The 16,256-nt window shown below is 61.2% G+C and carries 15 protein-coding genes; 7 read left to right on the top strand and 8 right to left on the bottom strand.

Annotation, left to right across the window (positions count from 1 at the left end; genetic code table 11):
• Positions 1-23: 23 nt before the first annotated feature.
• Genes AC1965_RS06220 through mraZ form a run of 6 tightly spaced genes read right to left on the bottom strand, consistent with a single transcriptional unit; the run spans position 24 to position 6,606 of the window.
• On the bottom strand, positions 24-1,460 hold the full coding sequence (locus AC1965_RS06220) for a UDP-N-acetylmuramoyl-tripeptide--D-alanyl-D-alanine ligase (RefSeq protein WP_483886419.1): 1,437 nt from the start codon (positions 1,458-1,460) through the stop codon (positions 24-26).
• Positions 1,457-2,938 carry a UDP-N-acetylmuramoyl-L-alanyl-D-glutamate--2,6-diaminopimelate ligase gene (locus tag AC1965_RS06215; protein WP_483886418.1) on the bottom strand — a complete coding sequence of 494 codons (1,482 nt, stop codon included), beginning with the start codon at positions 2,936-2,938 and terminating at the stop codon, positions 1,457-1,459. Before AC1965_RS06215 ends, AC1965_RS06220 begins: the two co-directional genes overlap by 4 nt.
• A 14-nt stretch (positions 2,939-2,952) precedes the next feature.
• Positions 2,953-4,740, bottom strand: coding sequence for a peptidoglycan D,D-transpeptidase FtsI family protein (locus AC1965_RS06210; protein WP_483886417.1), 1,788 nt, complete (start codon positions 4,738-4,740; stop codon positions 2,953-2,955).
• Positions 4,737-5,117: a cell division protein FtsL gene (gene ftsL / locus AC1965_RS06205; protein WP_483886416.1), complete on the bottom strand. Its 381-nt coding sequence runs from the start codon at positions 5,115-5,117 to the stop codon at positions 4,737-4,739. The genes AC1965_RS06210 and ftsL overlap by 4 nt, the downstream gene beginning before the upstream one ends.
• Before the next feature lie 3 nt (positions 5,118-5,120).
• The gene (gene rsmH / locus AC1965_RS06200; RefSeq protein WP_483886415.1) at positions 5,121-6,110 is read right to left on the bottom strand and encodes a 16S rRNA (cytosine(1402)-N(4))-methyltransferase RsmH; all 990 of its coding nucleotides are present in this window, start codon (positions 6,108-6,110) and stop codon (positions 5,121-5,123) included.
• A 4-nt stretch (positions 6,111-6,114) separates the two neighbouring features.
• Complete coding sequence (gene mraZ, locus AC1965_RS06195; RefSeq protein WP_483886414.1) at positions 6,115-6,606, bottom strand: division/cell wall cluster transcriptional repressor MraZ; 492 nt, start codon at positions 6,604-6,606, stop codon at positions 6,115-6,117.
• A gap of 826 nt (positions 6,607-7,432) precedes the next feature.
• On the opposite strand from mraZ, the gene AC1965_RS06190 reads away from it, so the two are divergent.
• A complete protein-coding gene (locus tag AC1965_RS06190; RefSeq protein ID WP_483886413.1) occupies positions 7,433-8,206 on the top strand; it encodes a hypothetical protein in 774 nt (257 codons plus the stop codon).
• A 63-nt stretch (positions 8,207-8,269) separates the two neighbouring features.
• Here AC1965_RS06190 and AC1965_RS06185 read toward each other — a convergent pair whose 3' ends face one another.
• Positions 8,270-9,334, bottom strand: a complete 1,065-nt coding sequence (locus AC1965_RS06185) for an Mrp/NBP35 family ATP-binding protein (protein WP_483886412.1) — start codon at positions 9,332-9,334, stop codon at positions 8,270-8,272.
• 503 nt (positions 9,335-9,837) lie between these two features.
• Between AC1965_RS06185 and AC1965_RS06180 the strand changes: the two genes are divergently transcribed.
• The 5 genes from AC1965_RS06180 to AC1965_RS06160 all read left to right on the top strand — a co-directional run bounded on the left by AC1965_RS06180 (position 9,838) and on the right by AC1965_RS06160 (position 12,829).
• Positions 9,838-10,050 carry a DUF1127 domain-containing protein gene (locus AC1965_RS06180; RefSeq protein ID WP_483886411.1) on the top strand — a complete coding sequence of 71 codons (213 nt, stop codon included), beginning with the start codon at positions 9,838-9,840 and terminating at the stop codon, positions 10,048-10,050.
• A gap of 280 nt (positions 10,051-10,330) precedes the next feature.
• Positions 10,331-10,786, top strand: a complete 456-nt coding sequence (locus tag AC1965_RS06175; protein ID WP_483886410.1) for a hypothetical protein — start codon at positions 10,331-10,333, stop codon at positions 10,784-10,786.
• The gene (locus AC1965_RS06170) at positions 10,783-11,469 is read left to right on the top strand and encodes an HTTM domain-containing protein (protein WP_483886409.1); all 687 of its coding nucleotides are present in this window, start codon (positions 10,783-10,785) and stop codon (positions 11,467-11,469) included. The genes AC1965_RS06175 and AC1965_RS06170 overlap by 4 nt, the downstream gene beginning before the upstream one ends.
• A gap of 83 nt (positions 11,470-11,552) precedes the next feature.
• Entirely contained in the window at positions 11,553-12,491 is a 939-nt protein-coding gene (locus AC1965_RS06165) for a DnaJ C-terminal domain-containing protein (RefSeq protein WP_483886408.1), read from the top strand.
• The gene (locus AC1965_RS06160) at positions 12,488-12,829 is read left to right on the top strand and encodes a MerR family transcriptional regulator (RefSeq protein ID WP_483886407.1); all 342 of its coding nucleotides are present in this window, start codon (positions 12,488-12,490) and stop codon (positions 12,827-12,829) included. Before AC1965_RS06165 ends, AC1965_RS06160 begins: the two co-directional genes overlap by 4 nt.
• A gap of 10 nt (positions 12,830-12,839) precedes the next feature.
• Here AC1965_RS06160 and AC1965_RS06155 read toward each other — a convergent pair whose 3' ends face one another.
• Positions 12,840-15,257: an ATP-dependent helicase gene (locus AC1965_RS06155; protein WP_483886406.1), complete on the bottom strand. Its 2,418-nt coding sequence runs from the start codon at positions 15,255-15,257 to the stop codon at positions 12,840-12,842.
• A 196-nt stretch (positions 15,258-15,453) separates the two neighbouring features.
• Here AC1965_RS06155 and AC1965_RS06150 point away from each other — a divergent pair, with 196 nt between their 5' ends.
• Entirely contained in the window at positions 15,454-16,218 is a 765-nt protein-coding gene (locus AC1965_RS06150) for a PAS domain-containing protein (RefSeq protein ID WP_483886405.1), read from the top strand.
• Positions 16,219-16,256: the final 38 nt, after the last annotated feature.

The raw sequence follows: 16,256 nt of genomic DNA, 5'->3' as shown, positions 1-16,256 counted from the left end.
TCTTGGGGCAAGGGCCCGTGGGTTCAGGCCTCATCCACCGGATGGCCCATTTTACGGATGGCGTCAACAATCGCCCCCAGATTCATCGACAGCGACCCCTTGGCAAGCACAACATCGCCACTGTCGAGCCGTCCGCGCATGCCCACCAGCATCTCGTCGGCGGTTTGCGTCCAATCGCCACGCTGATGTTCGGGCAACAAATCATAAAGCGACCGCATCAACGGCCCGATGCAATGTACCACATCAAGGGTCTGGGTCGCCTCAAGATGCGCAAGGCCCGCGTGCAGCGCAATTGCGTCGGGGCCGAGTTCCTTCATATCACCCAGAAACGCAATGCGTCGGCCCTTGCTGACGCGGCCTATATCGTGGGTCACGGCAGAGGCCGCCAGCACCTCAAGGGCCGCCGCCATCGACGTCGGATTGGCGTTATAGCTGTCGTCGATCAATTCCAGCGCCAGATGGGTGTCGACCCGGTCCAACACGATCGTTTCGCGCACGCCGCGTCCCCGGTAGGGCGACCAGCGCCCCAGCGCAGCCACCGCCAGCGCGCGGTCTGCGCCCATCGCGTCGGCCACCGCCACCGCCCCCAGCGCGTTCATCGCAAAATGCCGCCCCGGCGAGGCGATTTTGAATAACAGCGGCGCGCCTTCAACCTCGGCGCGGGCCACCGTGGTATCAGACTGGACCTGCACATCGCCCAATTTATAGTGATGCCCATGGCGGCCGAATTCGACATCGCGCAACCGGAGATCCACCGCCTTGGCCATGACAATCGCGGCGTGTTCGTCGTCTGCATTGATCACCGCCACACCGCCGGGCTGCATCCCGTCAAAGATGCTGGCCTTTTCCACCGCAATGGCCGCCACATCGGCAAAGGCTTCCAAATGCACGGCGGCGACATTGGTAATCATCGCCACATCCGGACGCGCCATTTTTGCAAGTGGCGCAATCTCTCCGGGGTGGTTCATGCCGATCTCGATCACCGCATACTCGGTATCGCGCGGCATCCGCGCCAGGGTCAGCGGCACGCCCCAGTGATTGTTATAGCTGTCGACACTGGCATGCGCCCGGCCCTGATCCGCAAAGATCGCCAGCAGCATTTCCTTGGTCGACGTCTTGCCCACAGAGCCCGTCACCGCCGCCACCTTGGCCTGCGGGCCCAGACGCGCACGCCCGGCCCGGCCCAACTCTTCAAGTGCGGCCAGCACATCATCAACGATCAACAGCGGTGCGTCGTCAGCCACCCCGTCGGGCGCATGGGTCACCAGCGCCGCTGCCGCCCCCTTGCCCAGCGCCTGGGCCACAAACTCATGACCGTCCCGCGCCGCTTTGAGCGCGACAAACAAATCACCCTTCTGCAAGCTGCGCGTGTCGATCGACACACCGTCGCAGGCCCAGTCGCCCTGCACCCGGCCCCCGGTTGCCGCTGCGGCCTCTGCTGCTGTCCACAAATGGCTCATGCCAGTCTCCCGTCCAATGCCGCCACCGCCACGCTGGCCTGTTCTACATCATCAAAGGGCAGGATATCTTCGCCCACAACCTGCCCGCTTTCATGGCCCTTGCCCGCTATCAGTAGCGCGTCCCCCGGCCCCAGCGCATCCACCCCGCGCAGAATCGCCTCGGCGCGGTCGCCCACTTCGGTCGCGTCCGGCGCACCAGCCATAACGGCGGCGCGGATGTCGGCGGGGTTTTCGGTGCGCGGGTTGTCGTCCGTCACGATGACCAGATCCGCATTCTGCGCCGCCGCCTGCCCCATCAGGGGCCGTTTGGCGCGGTCACGGTCGCCACCCGCGCCGACAATCGCCACCAGCCGCCCCATCACATGTGGGCGCATCGCAGCCAGTGCTGTCGCCACCGCATCAGGGGTATGGGCGTAATCAACAAACACCGCCGCGCCATTGTCGCGGGTCGCGGCCAACTGCATCCTGCCGCGCACCGTGGTCAGATGTGGCAGCGTGTCAAACACCTCTGCCGGGTCCGCACCACAAGCGATGACCAACCCGGCGGCCAGCAAGACATTGTCGCCCTGAAACCCGCCAATCAGCTCCAGCCGCTTTTGAAACGCCTTGCCGCGCCATTCAAACCGCAGGTCCTGCCCGGTCGCGTCAAAGCGTTGACCGGTCAGATGCAGATCGCCGCCGTCGCGGCCCACTGTGATCACCTCGCAGCCGCGCGCACGGGCAATCGCCGCAATGTCGACGCCCTTGGCATCATCAATATTGACCACGGCCGTCCCGTCTTCGGGCAGAACACGGGCAAACAGCGCCGCCTTGGCATCGAAATAGGCCTCGAAGGTCTCGTGATAATCCAGATGATCCTGCGTAAAGTTCGTGAAGCCTGCTGCGCGCAGGCTGACACCGTCCAGCCGCCGCTGGTCCAACCCGTGGCTTGATGCTTCCATCGCCGCATGGGTGATGCCGGCCTCGACCGCACCGGCCAGCGTGCGGTGCAGGGTGATCGGCTCTGGCGTAGTATGGGCCAAGGGCGCGGCCCATGCGCCCTCAACACCCGTGGTGCCAAGGTTGACGGCCGCCAGCCCCATCTCGATCCAGATTTGGCGCACAAAGGTTGATACGGATGTTTTGCCATTGGTGCCGGTCACGGCCACCATGGTTGCAGGCTGAGCCCCAAACCACAGGGCTGCGGTGCGCGCCAAGGCTTCGCGCGGGGAATCGGTGATCACCAACGCAGCACCCGACGCGGCCAGCACTTCGGCGGCGATGGCGGCGCCTGCGGCATCGGTCAGCACCGCCGCCGCGCCCATGCGCAGGGCATATTGAATGAATTCGGCCCCATGCACCTTGCTGCCCGGCAGGGCGGCAAACAGCGTGCCCTCGCGCACCTGGCGGCTGTCCACGGCAAGGCCAGTGATTTCGGGGTTGGCCCCTGCCCGGGCGGTCAACCCAAGAGAGGAAAGTGAAACGGCCCGGCTACCCATGATATACGTCTTTTTTAGTTGCTGCTGGTCAGCGTTATCACAGCCGCGTTCACAGGTTCAACAGTGGGTCGCAGCCCCAGCAGTGGCGCAATGCGGCGCACCATTTCCGCGGCCACCGGCACCGCCGTCCAGCCAGCGGTTCGGCGTGGCTTGGGGCCGGATGTCTCGACCGGTTCGTCCAGCGTCACGATCAGCACATATTTAGGATCATCAATGGGAAAGATGCTGGCGAATGTATTGATCACCTTGTCGTCGTAATACCCACCCTTGGGCCGTGGCTTGTCCGCCGTGCCGGTCTTGCCCGCGATGCTATAGCCTGGCACCTCGCCAAAGCTGGCGGTGCCTTCGGTCACAACTTTGCGCAACATCATCCGCGCGTCCGCCGCCGTCTGCTCTGACATCACACGTTCGCCCATCTGCGGGCCATCTTGTTTCAGCAACGTGGGTTTCACCACCCGGCCACCATTGGCAATGGCCGCATAGGCCGCCGCCAAATGCATCGGGCTGCTCGACAGGCCATGCCCATAGGAAATTGTCACGCTGGACAGTTCGGTCCAGCGCTTTGGCAACAGGGGCTTGCCGCCCGATGCTTCGACAATCTCAAAACCTGTCGGCTCAAAGAAACCAAGGCTCTTTAGAAACTCTTGCTGGCGCTCGATCCCGATCTGCAACGCCATCCGCCCCGTGCCTCGGTTCGAGGACTGCACGATGATGTCGCTTACCGACAATTTGCCATAGTTCTTGTTGTTGAATTCACCGATCTTGAACCCGCCAACCTTCATCGGCCCGGCGGTGTCGATAACCGTGTCCTTGTTGACCAGACCCAATTCAATGGCCTGCGCCGCCGTAAATATCTTAAAGGTCGACCCCAGCTCGTAAACCCCCTGCACCGAACGGTTGAACAGCGGGCTGTCGGACGCGTCACCTTCCAGCATGGGGCGCGGGCGGTCGTTGGGATCGAAGTCGGGCAAGGATGCCACGCTGATCACCTCGCCCGTGTGCACATCCATCAAGATGCTGGTGGCGCCCTTGGCGTTCATCAGCTTCATCCCGCCGTACAGCACGCGTTCAGAGGCGGCCTGCACCGTCAGGTCCAGCGACAGCTCCAGCGGCTTGGCCCCGTTGGCGGGATCGCGCAGGTAGGTGTCAAAGTATTTTTCGATCCCTGCAACGCCGATCACCTCGGCGGCATGCACCCCCTCACGGCCATAGCTGGCGCCGCCCATGACATGGGCCGCCAGATGACCATTGGGATAAAGCCGCATGTCGCGCGGCGCGAACAACAGACCCGGATCACCGATGTCATGCACCGCCTGCATCTGCTCGGGGCTGATTTTCCGCTTGATCCACAAGAACTTGCGCTTGCCGGTAAAATCCTCAAGCAGGCGTTTTTCATCCAGATCCGGGAACACCCGGACCAGCTTTTTCGCCGCCGCTGCCGGGTCGATCATATGACGCGGCTGCGCGTACAGCGCATGTGTATCGAAATTCGTCGCCAGCAGATTGCCGTTGCGATCGACAATATCCGCCCGCGAGGCGGACATCACCGATCCGGGTGCTTGCGCGCGCGGCTCTGACGGCTCAGATGTCGCCAACATGCCCATACGGGCCCCCACAACACCAAACGCACAGAAAAAGAACACCCCCAAGACCAGCAAACGCCCCTCGGCGCGCATCCGGGAATGATCGCGCATCTGCTCGTGGCGAATACGCTTGTTTTCACGTTCGATCGCATCGGGGTTTTCGCCCTTTTGGCGGGCCTCCAGAATGCGCGCCAGCGGGCGCAGGGGCGTGCGGATCATTGAACGTCCTCCTGGGTCAGACCGGAATCGTCCAGGCTGTCGGCATTCATGCTCGATACATCAACAGGGTCGGTGATCGGCAACAACGGTGCGGGCGGATAGGCGACCTGATCCACCTGACCAAACTGCCCCGGATGCAGCGGCAACAATCCAAGGCGATCAAAATTCAGGTCCGCCAGATCGCGCAGGCGGTCGGGACGGTTCTGAAATGCCCATTCGGCACGCAACACGGCCAGACGCGCATGGGCGGCACGGATGTTGGCGTGCAGTTTGTCTGCCTCGCTCAACGTCTGCTGGGTCGCATAGTTTTCACGGTAGGCCCAAAAGGCCAGCCCGACAACGGCGATGGTTGTCAGAATATACAGCACCGTGCGCATCACTCAGATTCCCTTGACCATCGGCATCCCGACGGATTTTGCATCAATTTCGCCGCTGGGCGCGTCCGTCCGTGTCGCCACACGCAGCTTGGCCGACCGGCTGCGCGGGTTGTCTGCCAGTTCCTGCTTGTCAGGACCGATGGCCTTGCGGGATTTCAGCGTGAATTGCGGCGCTTCTTGCACAAGTTCCGGGGCAAAGCGATTTGCATTTCCGCCCGCCCCTGCCCGCGCGGTCAAAAACCGCTTAACCATGCGGTCCTCTACCGAATGAAAGGTCACAACCGCCAACTGGCCACCCGGCTTTAGCGCCCGTTCAGCGGCCATAAGCCCCTGAAACAACTCGCCATATTCGTTGTTAACCGCAATCCGCAACGCCTGAAAACTGCGCGTGGCCGGATGGCTTTGCCCCGGCTTTGATCGCGGCAGACAGCCCTCGACCAGACCCGCCAACTGCAACGTCGTGGTGATCGGCGCCTCGTCGCGTGCGCGCACGATGGCCTTGGCAATCCGCCGACTTGCACGCTCTTCACCATATTGAAACAGGATATTGGCCAGTATCTCTTCTTCAGCCTCATTGACCAAATCGGCGGCCGATGGCCCGTCCTGGCTCATCCGCATGTCCAGCGGCCCATCGCGCATGAACGAAAATCCGCGTTCAGCCAGATCAAGCTGCATCGAGGAAACCCCCAGATCCAGCACAACACCGTCCAGACCCTGCGCGTATTCGTCCATTTTGGAGAAGACACCCTGCTGCATGGTGATCCGGTCGCCATAATCAGCGGCCCAGTCGGCGGCCATCTCGAATGCCAGCGGGTCGCGGTCCACCGCGATTACACGCTCGGCACCGGCCTCAAGAAACCCACGGGTATAGCCGCCAGCCCCGAATGTACCGTCAAGCCAGACACCCGTTACCGGGGCCACGGCTGACAGGATCGGACGCAGCAAAACAGGGGTATGGGGGGCAGCAGGTGGTTGAGAGGCCGCAGCAGCCATGTCGTCAGACCTCCGTATCGCCATCCAGGAACGACAGCGGGTCGACGTCATCCGGCAGTTCTTCCTGCCAGGCCTCTTCCTCGGTCTCGTAGGTTTCGGGTTTCCAAATCTGGAACGTATCACCGGCGGCAATGAAAAACGCTTCGCCGTCCAGATCAATCTTGTTGCGCAGTTTCGCGGGCAGCACCAAACGGCCTGTCTCGTCTACCGTGGTCGGGAAAGACTGGCCGTGAAACAGGCGCTGCAAAGCTTTGCGCTGCATCGAGCCGCGCGGCATACGGTCGATCTTGGCATCAACTTCGTCGATCGCCTCCATCGTGTAACATTCAAGGTAGTTGCGACGCTGGTCGCCGTAGACAATCACCAGTTCAGGGTTGTCGCCGTTTTTCCAGTTCGGATCGCCAGCTTCCAACACACGCCGAAAAGAGGCTGGGATAGACACCCGCCCCTTCGTATCGACCTTGTGTTGGCTCTCGCCTCTGAACCTGCGGCTCACGTGTTGTCCCTGCCTCATGCGCCTGCGCGCTTTGATCTTGTCTCAGGCCCCGGCCCTAAAAACTCCGGTGTCTGGAATTGGAAACGGCGGGTTGATCTGCTGCCACTGATCAACCCGCCGCCCTCGTCCCGCAGCTTGGCGGGGAAGTCCGACTGCGCGCGCCACCTGGGGGGATGTCTGCTCGCTCGCGCGCCGGATCTCGTTGGTCTGATGAAAGCGAGGTGCCTGTATGAAACCTGCTAGGTTTTGATTTTATTTTTGGGGTCGTTTGTTGCCCCGTGTCCCGTTCTCATCCGATGCACTAGGGATGCCATGGGAATTGATGGGCGTCTACATTTTTCTTTCCGATATCCACAATATTTTGTTTTGCACAGGCACGCCATGCAACATGTGGTACTCGAAAATCAGCGAATTTTAGCTTAATTTGGGCCTCAATTGTGAATAAACACAATATATAGGCGACCCAAAAGTCACAGAAATACGTCCCACGATTTCCCAGTAATTTTCGACCACAGAGTTATCCACAGGGCATGTTCCCGACTTGTTCCTCACCTTGAGTGGATTATGTGCAAATATTCAAGGCCAGACGCAGAAAATTGATTCGGAATCGGCCATATCTGGCCGAGAATGCCGACCCGTCCCATGCCACGACCCATAAAATCCCGCGACCCGTCCCATCTAATCCCATCCCAATCCCGTCCCATCTGATCCCATGGCCTAAAACACCAGACGGCCCACAGTGCCCACACTGCCGACAACGCCACGTCTTGCCCCCGCGACGATCCGGGGCCATGAACGCACTACGGCTTTATTAGGAGACAGACCAATGACCAGCGCCCTCGCCCTGCTGACCCATGCCCTGCGCATGTTGGTCGCCGACATCGGCAGCACGATCCGGGTGATCCTGCCCGCCCTTATCTGCGTCATGGGCGCGGCCCTTGCGGCGGTGGTCCTGGCAGGCGACACTTTGGCGCTGATCCAGGCTGCGCCCGAAGACATGCCGGTGCCCGATGGCGGACAGGTGCTGATCGTGATGCTCTGCGGGTTGATCGGTCTGGCGGGTTATGTGCTGCTGGCAATCCTGTGGCACCGCCATGTGCTGCTGAACGGTCCCGACCATGACGCGGGCCTGCGCCCGGATGCATCGCTGTTCTGGGGCTACGTCTGGCGCACCATCGTTCTGGGCTTTGCGCAGTTTCTCATCGCCATCCCCATCGTGATCGCGGTGGGCGTGCTGGGCGCGGTCAGCGGCGGCAGCATGGCCGGGTTGGTGCTTTTGGGTCTGGTAGCGGGTATCGTGTTTCTCTGGGTTGCCCTGCGCCTCAGCCTCGTTTTGCCCGCCGCCGCCTTGGGCCACACCATGCGCCTGCGCGAAAGCTGGGAGGCAACCGCCCCCGCCGCTCAGGCGCTCTGGGGGCTTGCGGTCATGCTGGCGCTGGTCAATGGCGTGCTCACCCTGCTGTCAGGCGCCCTGCTGGCCGAGGCCGCCAGCGCCCGGCTGATCCTGGATTCCGCACTCTATATAATAGAGGGGCTGGTGTTCATCTCGGTGCTCACCACACTCTATGGCCATTTGGTACAGGGCCGCACCCTCGGCTGACCTGCCAACGCGGCATATCTTGAAGGTATTTATGGTCCCAAAAAGCCAAGGGCATCCGACCCATCAGGCCATACCACCTTTGATCAACCCTTGGGCAATGCGCGCATAGGCTTCGGCGGCCGGGCTGTCCCCGGCGGCGATCGGCGTCCCGCCATCCCCCGCAAGCCGCGTGTCCAGATCAATCGGCAGGCTGCCCAACAGCGGCACGCCCATCTTCTCGGCCTCGGCCGCGACGCCGCCGTGGCCGAATATCTCATGTTCTGATCCGCAATCAGGGCAGACAAACATCGACATGTTTTCGATCAGCCCCAGAACCGGGGTTTTCAACGTGGCAAACATATCCAACGCCTTGCGCGCATCAATCAGCGCCACGTCCTGCGGCGTGGACACGACAATCGCCCCCGTCAGCTCTGACTTGGTACACAGCGTCAACTGCACATCCCCTGTGCCGGGCGGCAGATCGACCAGCAGCACGTCCAGCTCGCCCCATTGCACCTGCCCCAGCATCTGCTGCAGCGCCCCCATCAGCATCGGCCCGCGCCAGACAACGGCCTTGCCCTCTTCCATCATGAACCCGATGGACATCAGTGTGACGCCATGCGCGTGCAGCGGGATAATCGTTTTGCCATCCGGGCTGGCGGGGCGTTTGTTCACCCCCATCATGCGCGGCTGGCTGGGGCCGTAGATATCCGCATCAAGCAGCCCCACCTTGCGCCCGGCCCGCGCCAAGGCCACGGCGAGGTTTGAACTGACCGTGGATTTGCCAACACCGCCCTTGCCCGACCCGATGGCCAGAATACGCTGCACACCGCTGGGCTTGGTTGGCCCGTCCTGCGGCTTGGGGTGCCCGCCGATCTTGAGGCTGGGTGGCTTTGCCGCCGGACCATGCGCCGTCAGCGCGACCGACACGGTGCCTATCCCCGGCAAATCACGCACCACCTGTTCGGCGGCATCGCGCAACGGGGCCATCTGGCGGGCCACATCGGCATTGGGTGCCTCAATGACAAAGCGCACGCTGTCGCCCTCGACGGTCAGCGCACGCACCAGATCATGGGCCAGCAGGCTCTTACCATCTGGCAGGGTGACCCGCTCAAGGGCGGCTTCGACGTCGGCACGGGTGATAGGCATGACAGGGCTCCTCTTGCTTGTCATTTGACATGGCAGGTTCTGCCCAAATCACAAGGGGGGCGCGCGGATTTGCCTTTTGGGGCACCGATGAAAAATTCAACCGCAGCGCCCATGATATTGCTGCATAGCAGCATTGCAAAATCCGATATTGTGCAGACGCAGCATTTGTCGCAAATTTAGGTCATGGGCGGGCCAGTGGCCACGCCTAAGGAAAGACCAGACATATTCATCCTCCTCCCGGATATGTCTGTTATTGGCGGCGACATCTTCCTCCTCCCTGATGTCGTCGCCCATTTTCCTCTTCACCCGCCAAAATACGACAGATTTATGACAGGGCGAAACTTCATCATTTGAGGTTTCCCCAACTGAAACAAATACTTGGTTAAAATTCTCCTATGCAATTGCTGCATAGCGGCATTGTCAAAATGCACGTTGTAAGGTGATCAAAAGGGCGTACATACCCCTCAACGAAACGACGTAACCGAAAGACATGAGGCGCCAAAATGGCATATGTAAATTCGACATCCGCAACGACACCTTCCTTCTTTGCCCGCATCGGCAATGCCCTTGATGCTCTGGCAACCCGCTACAAGCAGCACCGCCTGTACCGTGAAACATTCGATGGCCTCAGCGCGCTGAGCAACCGCGAACTGGCAGACCTGGGGCTGAGCCGCTCCGAACTGCGCCGGGTTTCCTGGGAATCTTCCCGCGGTTAAACCGCACATGAAATCGGACGCGCCGGGCACCTCCCTGTCCGCCGTCTGAAGCCGGGGTTCGGCTCACTTTCCTCCTCCCTGATGGGGCGAACCCTGCACTAGACCCGAAGCCGACCCTCCCTCGACGCTTCGGGCCGACATAGAAACGGCGGCACCTTCCTCCCAAGGTGTCGTCGTTTTTTTTTGGGGGTGTGTATCGCGCACCCGGCGCCCAAACGGTCAGGGGCGCGCCGCCAAAGCCGTTCACCCGGTATTAACCACGCCCCCGTTAACTCGCCACATGTTGAAAACACTGGCTCTGGTTCTGCCCGTCGTGATTCCGTCCTGGCGGTTTTTTCAGACGGTCGAGCCGTCTCCGAGGGTGCAATGGGCGCAATTGCATGGGCACGGCACGCCAGAATGGCGAGAGTTTCGACCGCGTCCGCAGGCCGTGACGCCATTGCAATGCCTGCTGCGCCTGTTCTGGAACCCTGCGTGGAACGATACTCTGTTTCTTGTCAGCTGCGCCGAACGCATCCAGCAGCGCCCGACCGACCACAGCATTACTGAAATTCGCCGCCGCGTGCGCGCGCATTTGGCCGATGATCTGCCTAACGCTGTCCTGCAATTCCGCCTGATCTTTATCCAGCGCAAACAGACGCAAGGTGATGGGACACCGCACGACGGTGGGGGTCTCACCCAACACGTCGTTTTCCTATCCGCCCCGTTTAGGGCCACTAAAGAGACGCTCAATTGACCCTCGACAGCGCGCTGCGGGCCACCGAAATCCTGCTTGCCCTCGCCTTTTTGCAACAATGCGCCGAGCATATGGCCGGGTCGCCGCGCGACCGGCTGCTGTTTTTGCCGCGCGCCCTGCTGTGCCTGCTGCTGTTGGCCGACCTCCAAACCAGCCTCGTGCTGGGTGCGCTTGCCCTGCACAGCCTGATCGTGCTGCACCGCTATGCGGGGCCCTACAACGGGGGCAGCGACCGGATGGGCCTGCTCACGCTGTATTGTCTTTGTTTGGCGCATATCCTGCCGCCCGGCATTGGCCGCGAAACCGCCTTTGGCTATCTCGGGCTTCAGGTGATCCTGTCGTATTTCATCTCTGGTCAGGTCAAGGTCGCCAACACCAGTTGGCGCAGCGGGCAAGCCCTGCGGGATGTCTTTGCCTTTTCGGCCTATCCGATCAGCGAGAATTTGCGCGTCTTGGCCGACCGCACGCATCTGCTTTGGGTGGTGTCGTGGGCGGTAATGCTGTTTGAACTGGCCTTCCCGCTTAGCCTGCTGCACCCCGCCGCGCTGATCTTGGCCCTGATTGTGGCGGCGCTGTTTCACCTCGCCAATGCCTGCCTCTTTGGATTGAACCGCTTTGTCTGGTTCTGGCTGGCGGCTTATCCATCGATTCTATGGCTACAGGGGCGCATTGCGCCGCTTTAAACGGCGCGCGGCCAATCGTCTGTGGCGCAGAGTTGAAACCCGTGACATCTAACGTACAGACGCGACCCAATGCGGAGCCACCGATGACCAAAGACCCATATGCCGCACTTGGCCTGACCAGAACCGCCACGGCGGACGAGATCAAGAAAGCCTATCGCAAGATCGCGCGCACCGATCATCCCGATCTTCACCCGGATGATACGCGCGCCGAGGCCCGGTTCAAGGCCGCGGGCCGCGCTTACGATCTGCTGAAAGACCCTGATCAGCGCCGCCGCTTTGACGCGGGCGAGATCGACGCGTCCGGTGCCGAACAGGCGCCGCGCGGATATTACCGTGACGAGGCACGCCGCCCGGAAAACCCCTATACCAATCGCGGCGGCGCGGCGCAGCGCAACCCATTTGCGCAAGACTTTGATGCCGACGATTTCTTTTCTCGCTTTGCCCGCAGGCAGGGTGGCGGCTTTGGCGGGGCGACCCCCGGTGATGTGCCCGGGCAGGACACGCAATACCGCCTCGAGGTGTCTTTTCTGGATGCCGTGCGCGGGGCCAAGGCGCCGATCACCCTGCCTGACGGCGCAACGCTTGAGGTCACGATCCCCCAAGGCGCGCGCGACGGCCAGACATTGCGGCTGCGCGGCAAAGGCGACAAGGGTCATGGCGCGGGCAAACCCGGTGACGCCTATATCACGCTGACCGTCACCCCGAACCCCGATTTCGAACGCGACGGGGATGATATTGTCGTGACACTGCCGATATCCATCGACGAGGCCATATTGGGCGGCAAGGTGCCGGTCGACACCGTGACCGGCCCGGTCAACGTCACCATCCCACCCGGTGCCAGTTCCGGTCAGGTGCTGCGGCTAAAGGGGCGCGGCGTCAGCGGCCGCACAGGCACGGGCGATCAGCGCATCACTCTGCGCATCGTCAGCCCGCCTAGTATAGACAACGCGCTGAAAGACTTCATGCAAGGTTGGCGTGACAAACACGCCTATAACCCCCGCAAGGGAAACCAAAGATCATGACCGAGGCCTATGCCCCAGACCAGTTGATCGCACGCGTCACATCGCTGACCGCCGACCGCCTGCGCCATTTCGAACACCTGCGTATCGTCACCCCGGTGATGACAGCCGATGGCCCGCGCTATCACACGCTGGACCTGCGCCGCATCACGCTGCTGTGCGAATTGAGCGATGATTTCGATGTCAACGAAGATGCCCTCGTCATCATCATGTCGCTGCTCGATCAACTGCATGGCGCGCAAAGCAGGCTGGATCAGATGGTGCAGGCCATCGCGGCAGAGCCGAGCGAGATCAAGCTGCGCCTGTCGCAGCGCCTGCAAGAGCTCGGCACGTCAGACTGAACAGCCGGCCTTAGAACGGCACATCGTCGCAGCCGCTCAAAAAGCGCGAGACGACCTTCTTGGTCCCCGCCTTTTCAAACGCGACCTCGATCTTGTCCCCCTCGATCCCGATCACATCACCATAGCCGAACTTCTGGTGAAACACCCGTTCGCCCATCTCGAACGCCGCCACCGCCTGCATGTCGATCGTGACATTGCGCGCCTCGCTGGGCTGGCTGACCCCCCGCGCGCTGCTGCGCGCCTGCAAGCGCCGCCAACCGGGGGAGTTATAGACATTTGCCTCGGCCGCGCGGTCATGCAGATGCGACACCGGGGCCGCCGCACCATAGCCGCCCCCATATAGTCCGGGCGGGGTCAGCACATCGACATGTTCTTCGGGCAATTCATCAATGAACCGCGATGGCAGCGCGTTTTGCCACTGCCCAAACACCCGCCGGTTCGCCGCAAAGGATATCGTGCACAGCTCTTCCGCCCGCGTGATCCCGACATAGGCCAGCCGCCGTTCTTCCTCCAACCCCTTGATGCCGCTTTCATCCATCGACCGCTGTGATGGAAACAGCCCGTCCTCCCAGCCCGGCAGAAACACCGCCGGAAATTCCAGCCCCTTGGCCGCGTGCAGCGTCATGATCGACACTTTCTCGCCGTCGCCTTCCTGCTCATTGTCCATGATCAGGCTGACATGCTCCAAAAACCCCTGAAGGTTCTCGAACTGCTCCAACGCCTTGACCAGCTCCTTGAGGTTCTCCAGACGCCCCGGCCCCTCGGGCGTCTTGTCGTTCTGCCACATGCCAGTATAGCCGCTTTCGTCCAGAATGATCTCGGCCAGTTCCACATGGCTGATCTCGGGCGGGGCGTAATCCACCCGCAGCGGGGCCACGCCATCATCCAGCACGCCGTCATCCTCGCTAAACTCGATCCGCGGGCCGTGCAGCTTGGACGCCCAGCGGTCGATCCCCTCGACCAACTGGCGCAACTGTGCCGCCCCCTTGCCGCCGATCCCGTCATGGGCCAGCAAAATCCGCGCGCCCTCGACCAGATTCACACCATGCTCGCGCGCCGTGCGCTGGATCTTTTGCTGTGCCACATCGCCAAGGCCCCGCTTGGGCGTGTTCACGATCCGCTCAAAGGCCAGATCATCATCCGGGCTGGTCACCACCCGGAAATAGGCCATCGCATCGCGTATTTCCAACCGCTCATAGAAACGCGGGCCGCCGATCACCTTATACGGCAGTCCGATCGTCAAAAACCGATCCTCAAAGGCCCGCATCTGATGGCTGGCCCGTACGAGAATCGCCATGTCGTCCAGCGAAATAGGCGCCATGCCCCGCGCGCCCCGCTGGCTGGCCTCTATCTCATCCCCGATCCAGCGTGCCTCTTCCTCGCCGTCCCAATGCCCGATCAGCCGAACCTTCTCGCCTTCCTGACGGTCGGTCCACAGCGTCTTGCCCAGCCGCCCCTCATTGCCCGCAATCACGCCTGATGCCGCCGCCAGAATATGCGGGGTCGAGCGATAGTTCTGCTCCAGCTTGACCACATGCGCGCCGGGAAAATCGCTCTCAAAGCGCAAGATGTTGCCCACCTCGGCACCCCGCCAGCCATAGATCGACTGATCATCGTCGCCCACGCAGCAGATGTTCTTGTGCCCCTGCGCCAGCAGCCGCAGCCACAGATACTGCGCCACGTTGGTATCTTGATACTCGTCCACCAGGATGTATTTGAAACCGCGCTGATACTGCCCCAGCACATCGGGGTGTTTTTGGAAAATCGTGACCATATGCAGCAGCAGATCACCAAAATCCACAGCGTTCAGCTCGATCAGGCGGCGCTGATACTGGTCGTAAATCTCTGTTCCGCGGTTGTTGTATAGCCCTGCATCGGCGGCCGGCACCTTATCAGGCGTCAATGCGCGGTTCTTCCAGCCGTCGATGATCCCCGCCAGCATCCGCGCGGGCCAGCGTTTGTCGTCGATGTTCTCTGCCGCCACCAATTGCTTCAACAGGCGCAATTGATCATCGGTATCAAGAATCGTGAAATTGCTCTTCAGGCCTACCAATTCGGCATGTCGCCGCAGCAGTTTTGCGCAAATGGAGTGAAAGGTTCCCATCCATTTGACAGGTGCTCTCATATTGAAAGGCGTTTTCCCCAACCGATGCTGCATTTCCTTCGCGGCTTTGTTTGTAAAAGTTACCGCAAGTATCTCATTCGGCTGCGCTCTACTAAGGGAAATAAGATGCGCGACACGCGCCATCAAAGCTTTCGTTTTACCGGTGCCCGCCCCGGCCAGCATCAATAACGGCCCATCCAGCGTTTCAACCGCCGTGCGCTGCGCCGGGTTCAACCCATCCAGATAGGGCTGCGGCCGGGCTGCCATTGCGCGGGCCGACAAAGGTACGCCTGCCGGCGCGCGTGTATCATCATAACTGCTCATCCGCGCAGTCTAGCGCGGCGCGGGGACGAGATAAAGAGACGTTCGCAGAATGTTCCGCCCCATTCAACCGGGGCGAGCATGGCTAAGATACCGGCAATAAAACCAACCGGAATTTACTTAACCGGCGATATTTAACCCGTTGATAATTCTTTATCGCCAATGTGGCCCAACATATGCCTCGAGTGGGAAGAAGACTATGTTCAGAAACAACGATACGGCAGCGTTGCGTCGCCAGTTGGATCGATTCAACGTGCCGATGTTCATCGCCGAATTGGCAGATGACTCCTCTGGCTTTCACCTGCTGGCGCTGAATGCCGAACACGAAACCCAAAGCGGCATGATGATGGACGCCGTTATCTGCCGCCCCCTGGCCGAGGTGTTGCCGCCGGATCAGGCTGATCAGGTGAACCGGCGCTATGCCCGCTGTATCGCGCAGGGCCAGCAACAACGCTACCGCGAAATGCTGCATATGCCGCGCGGTTCGATGATCTGGGACACCACATTGCACCATATCCTGTCCTATGACGGCACTGACCGCGTCATCGGCAGCGCCGTCGTCGTCGAACGTGTGCAGCGCGACAACCGCGATACTCTGGCGTTTGAGGACGTGCGCTATTTCGCGGCCACCTCATCATGCAAACTTGAACAGATTTCCACCGTGCTCGACGCGGCGGAAAAGGGTCTGATCGACCCCTCCAGATTGACCGGATCGGCGGGGATGCTGGCCGGGCTGTGCCGCGCGATTGACAGCACCATGCAGGAACTGCGGTCTATTGCGCAGGAACGGCTTGATGCCACGCCCAATCCAACCGTTAACCTGATCGAACCACAAGGTAACGGCCGTACAGACGAAGTTGAGGCCGCGATTGCTGCCCTTGTCGACCTTGCAGGTAACCTGCCCACCGCGCCGCTTGATGAGGTGATTCCACCGCCTATGGCACAGGCGCGCAAACACAACTGATCGCGCGCCCCACTGCATGGGTAAATTGCCGCTGCGCA

This window comes from Sulfitobacter sp. KMM 9851, assembly GCF_057178245.1.
The sequence above is the reverse complement of the archived record's forward strand: the minus strand, read 5'-3'. Positions and strand labels throughout refer to the sequence as shown.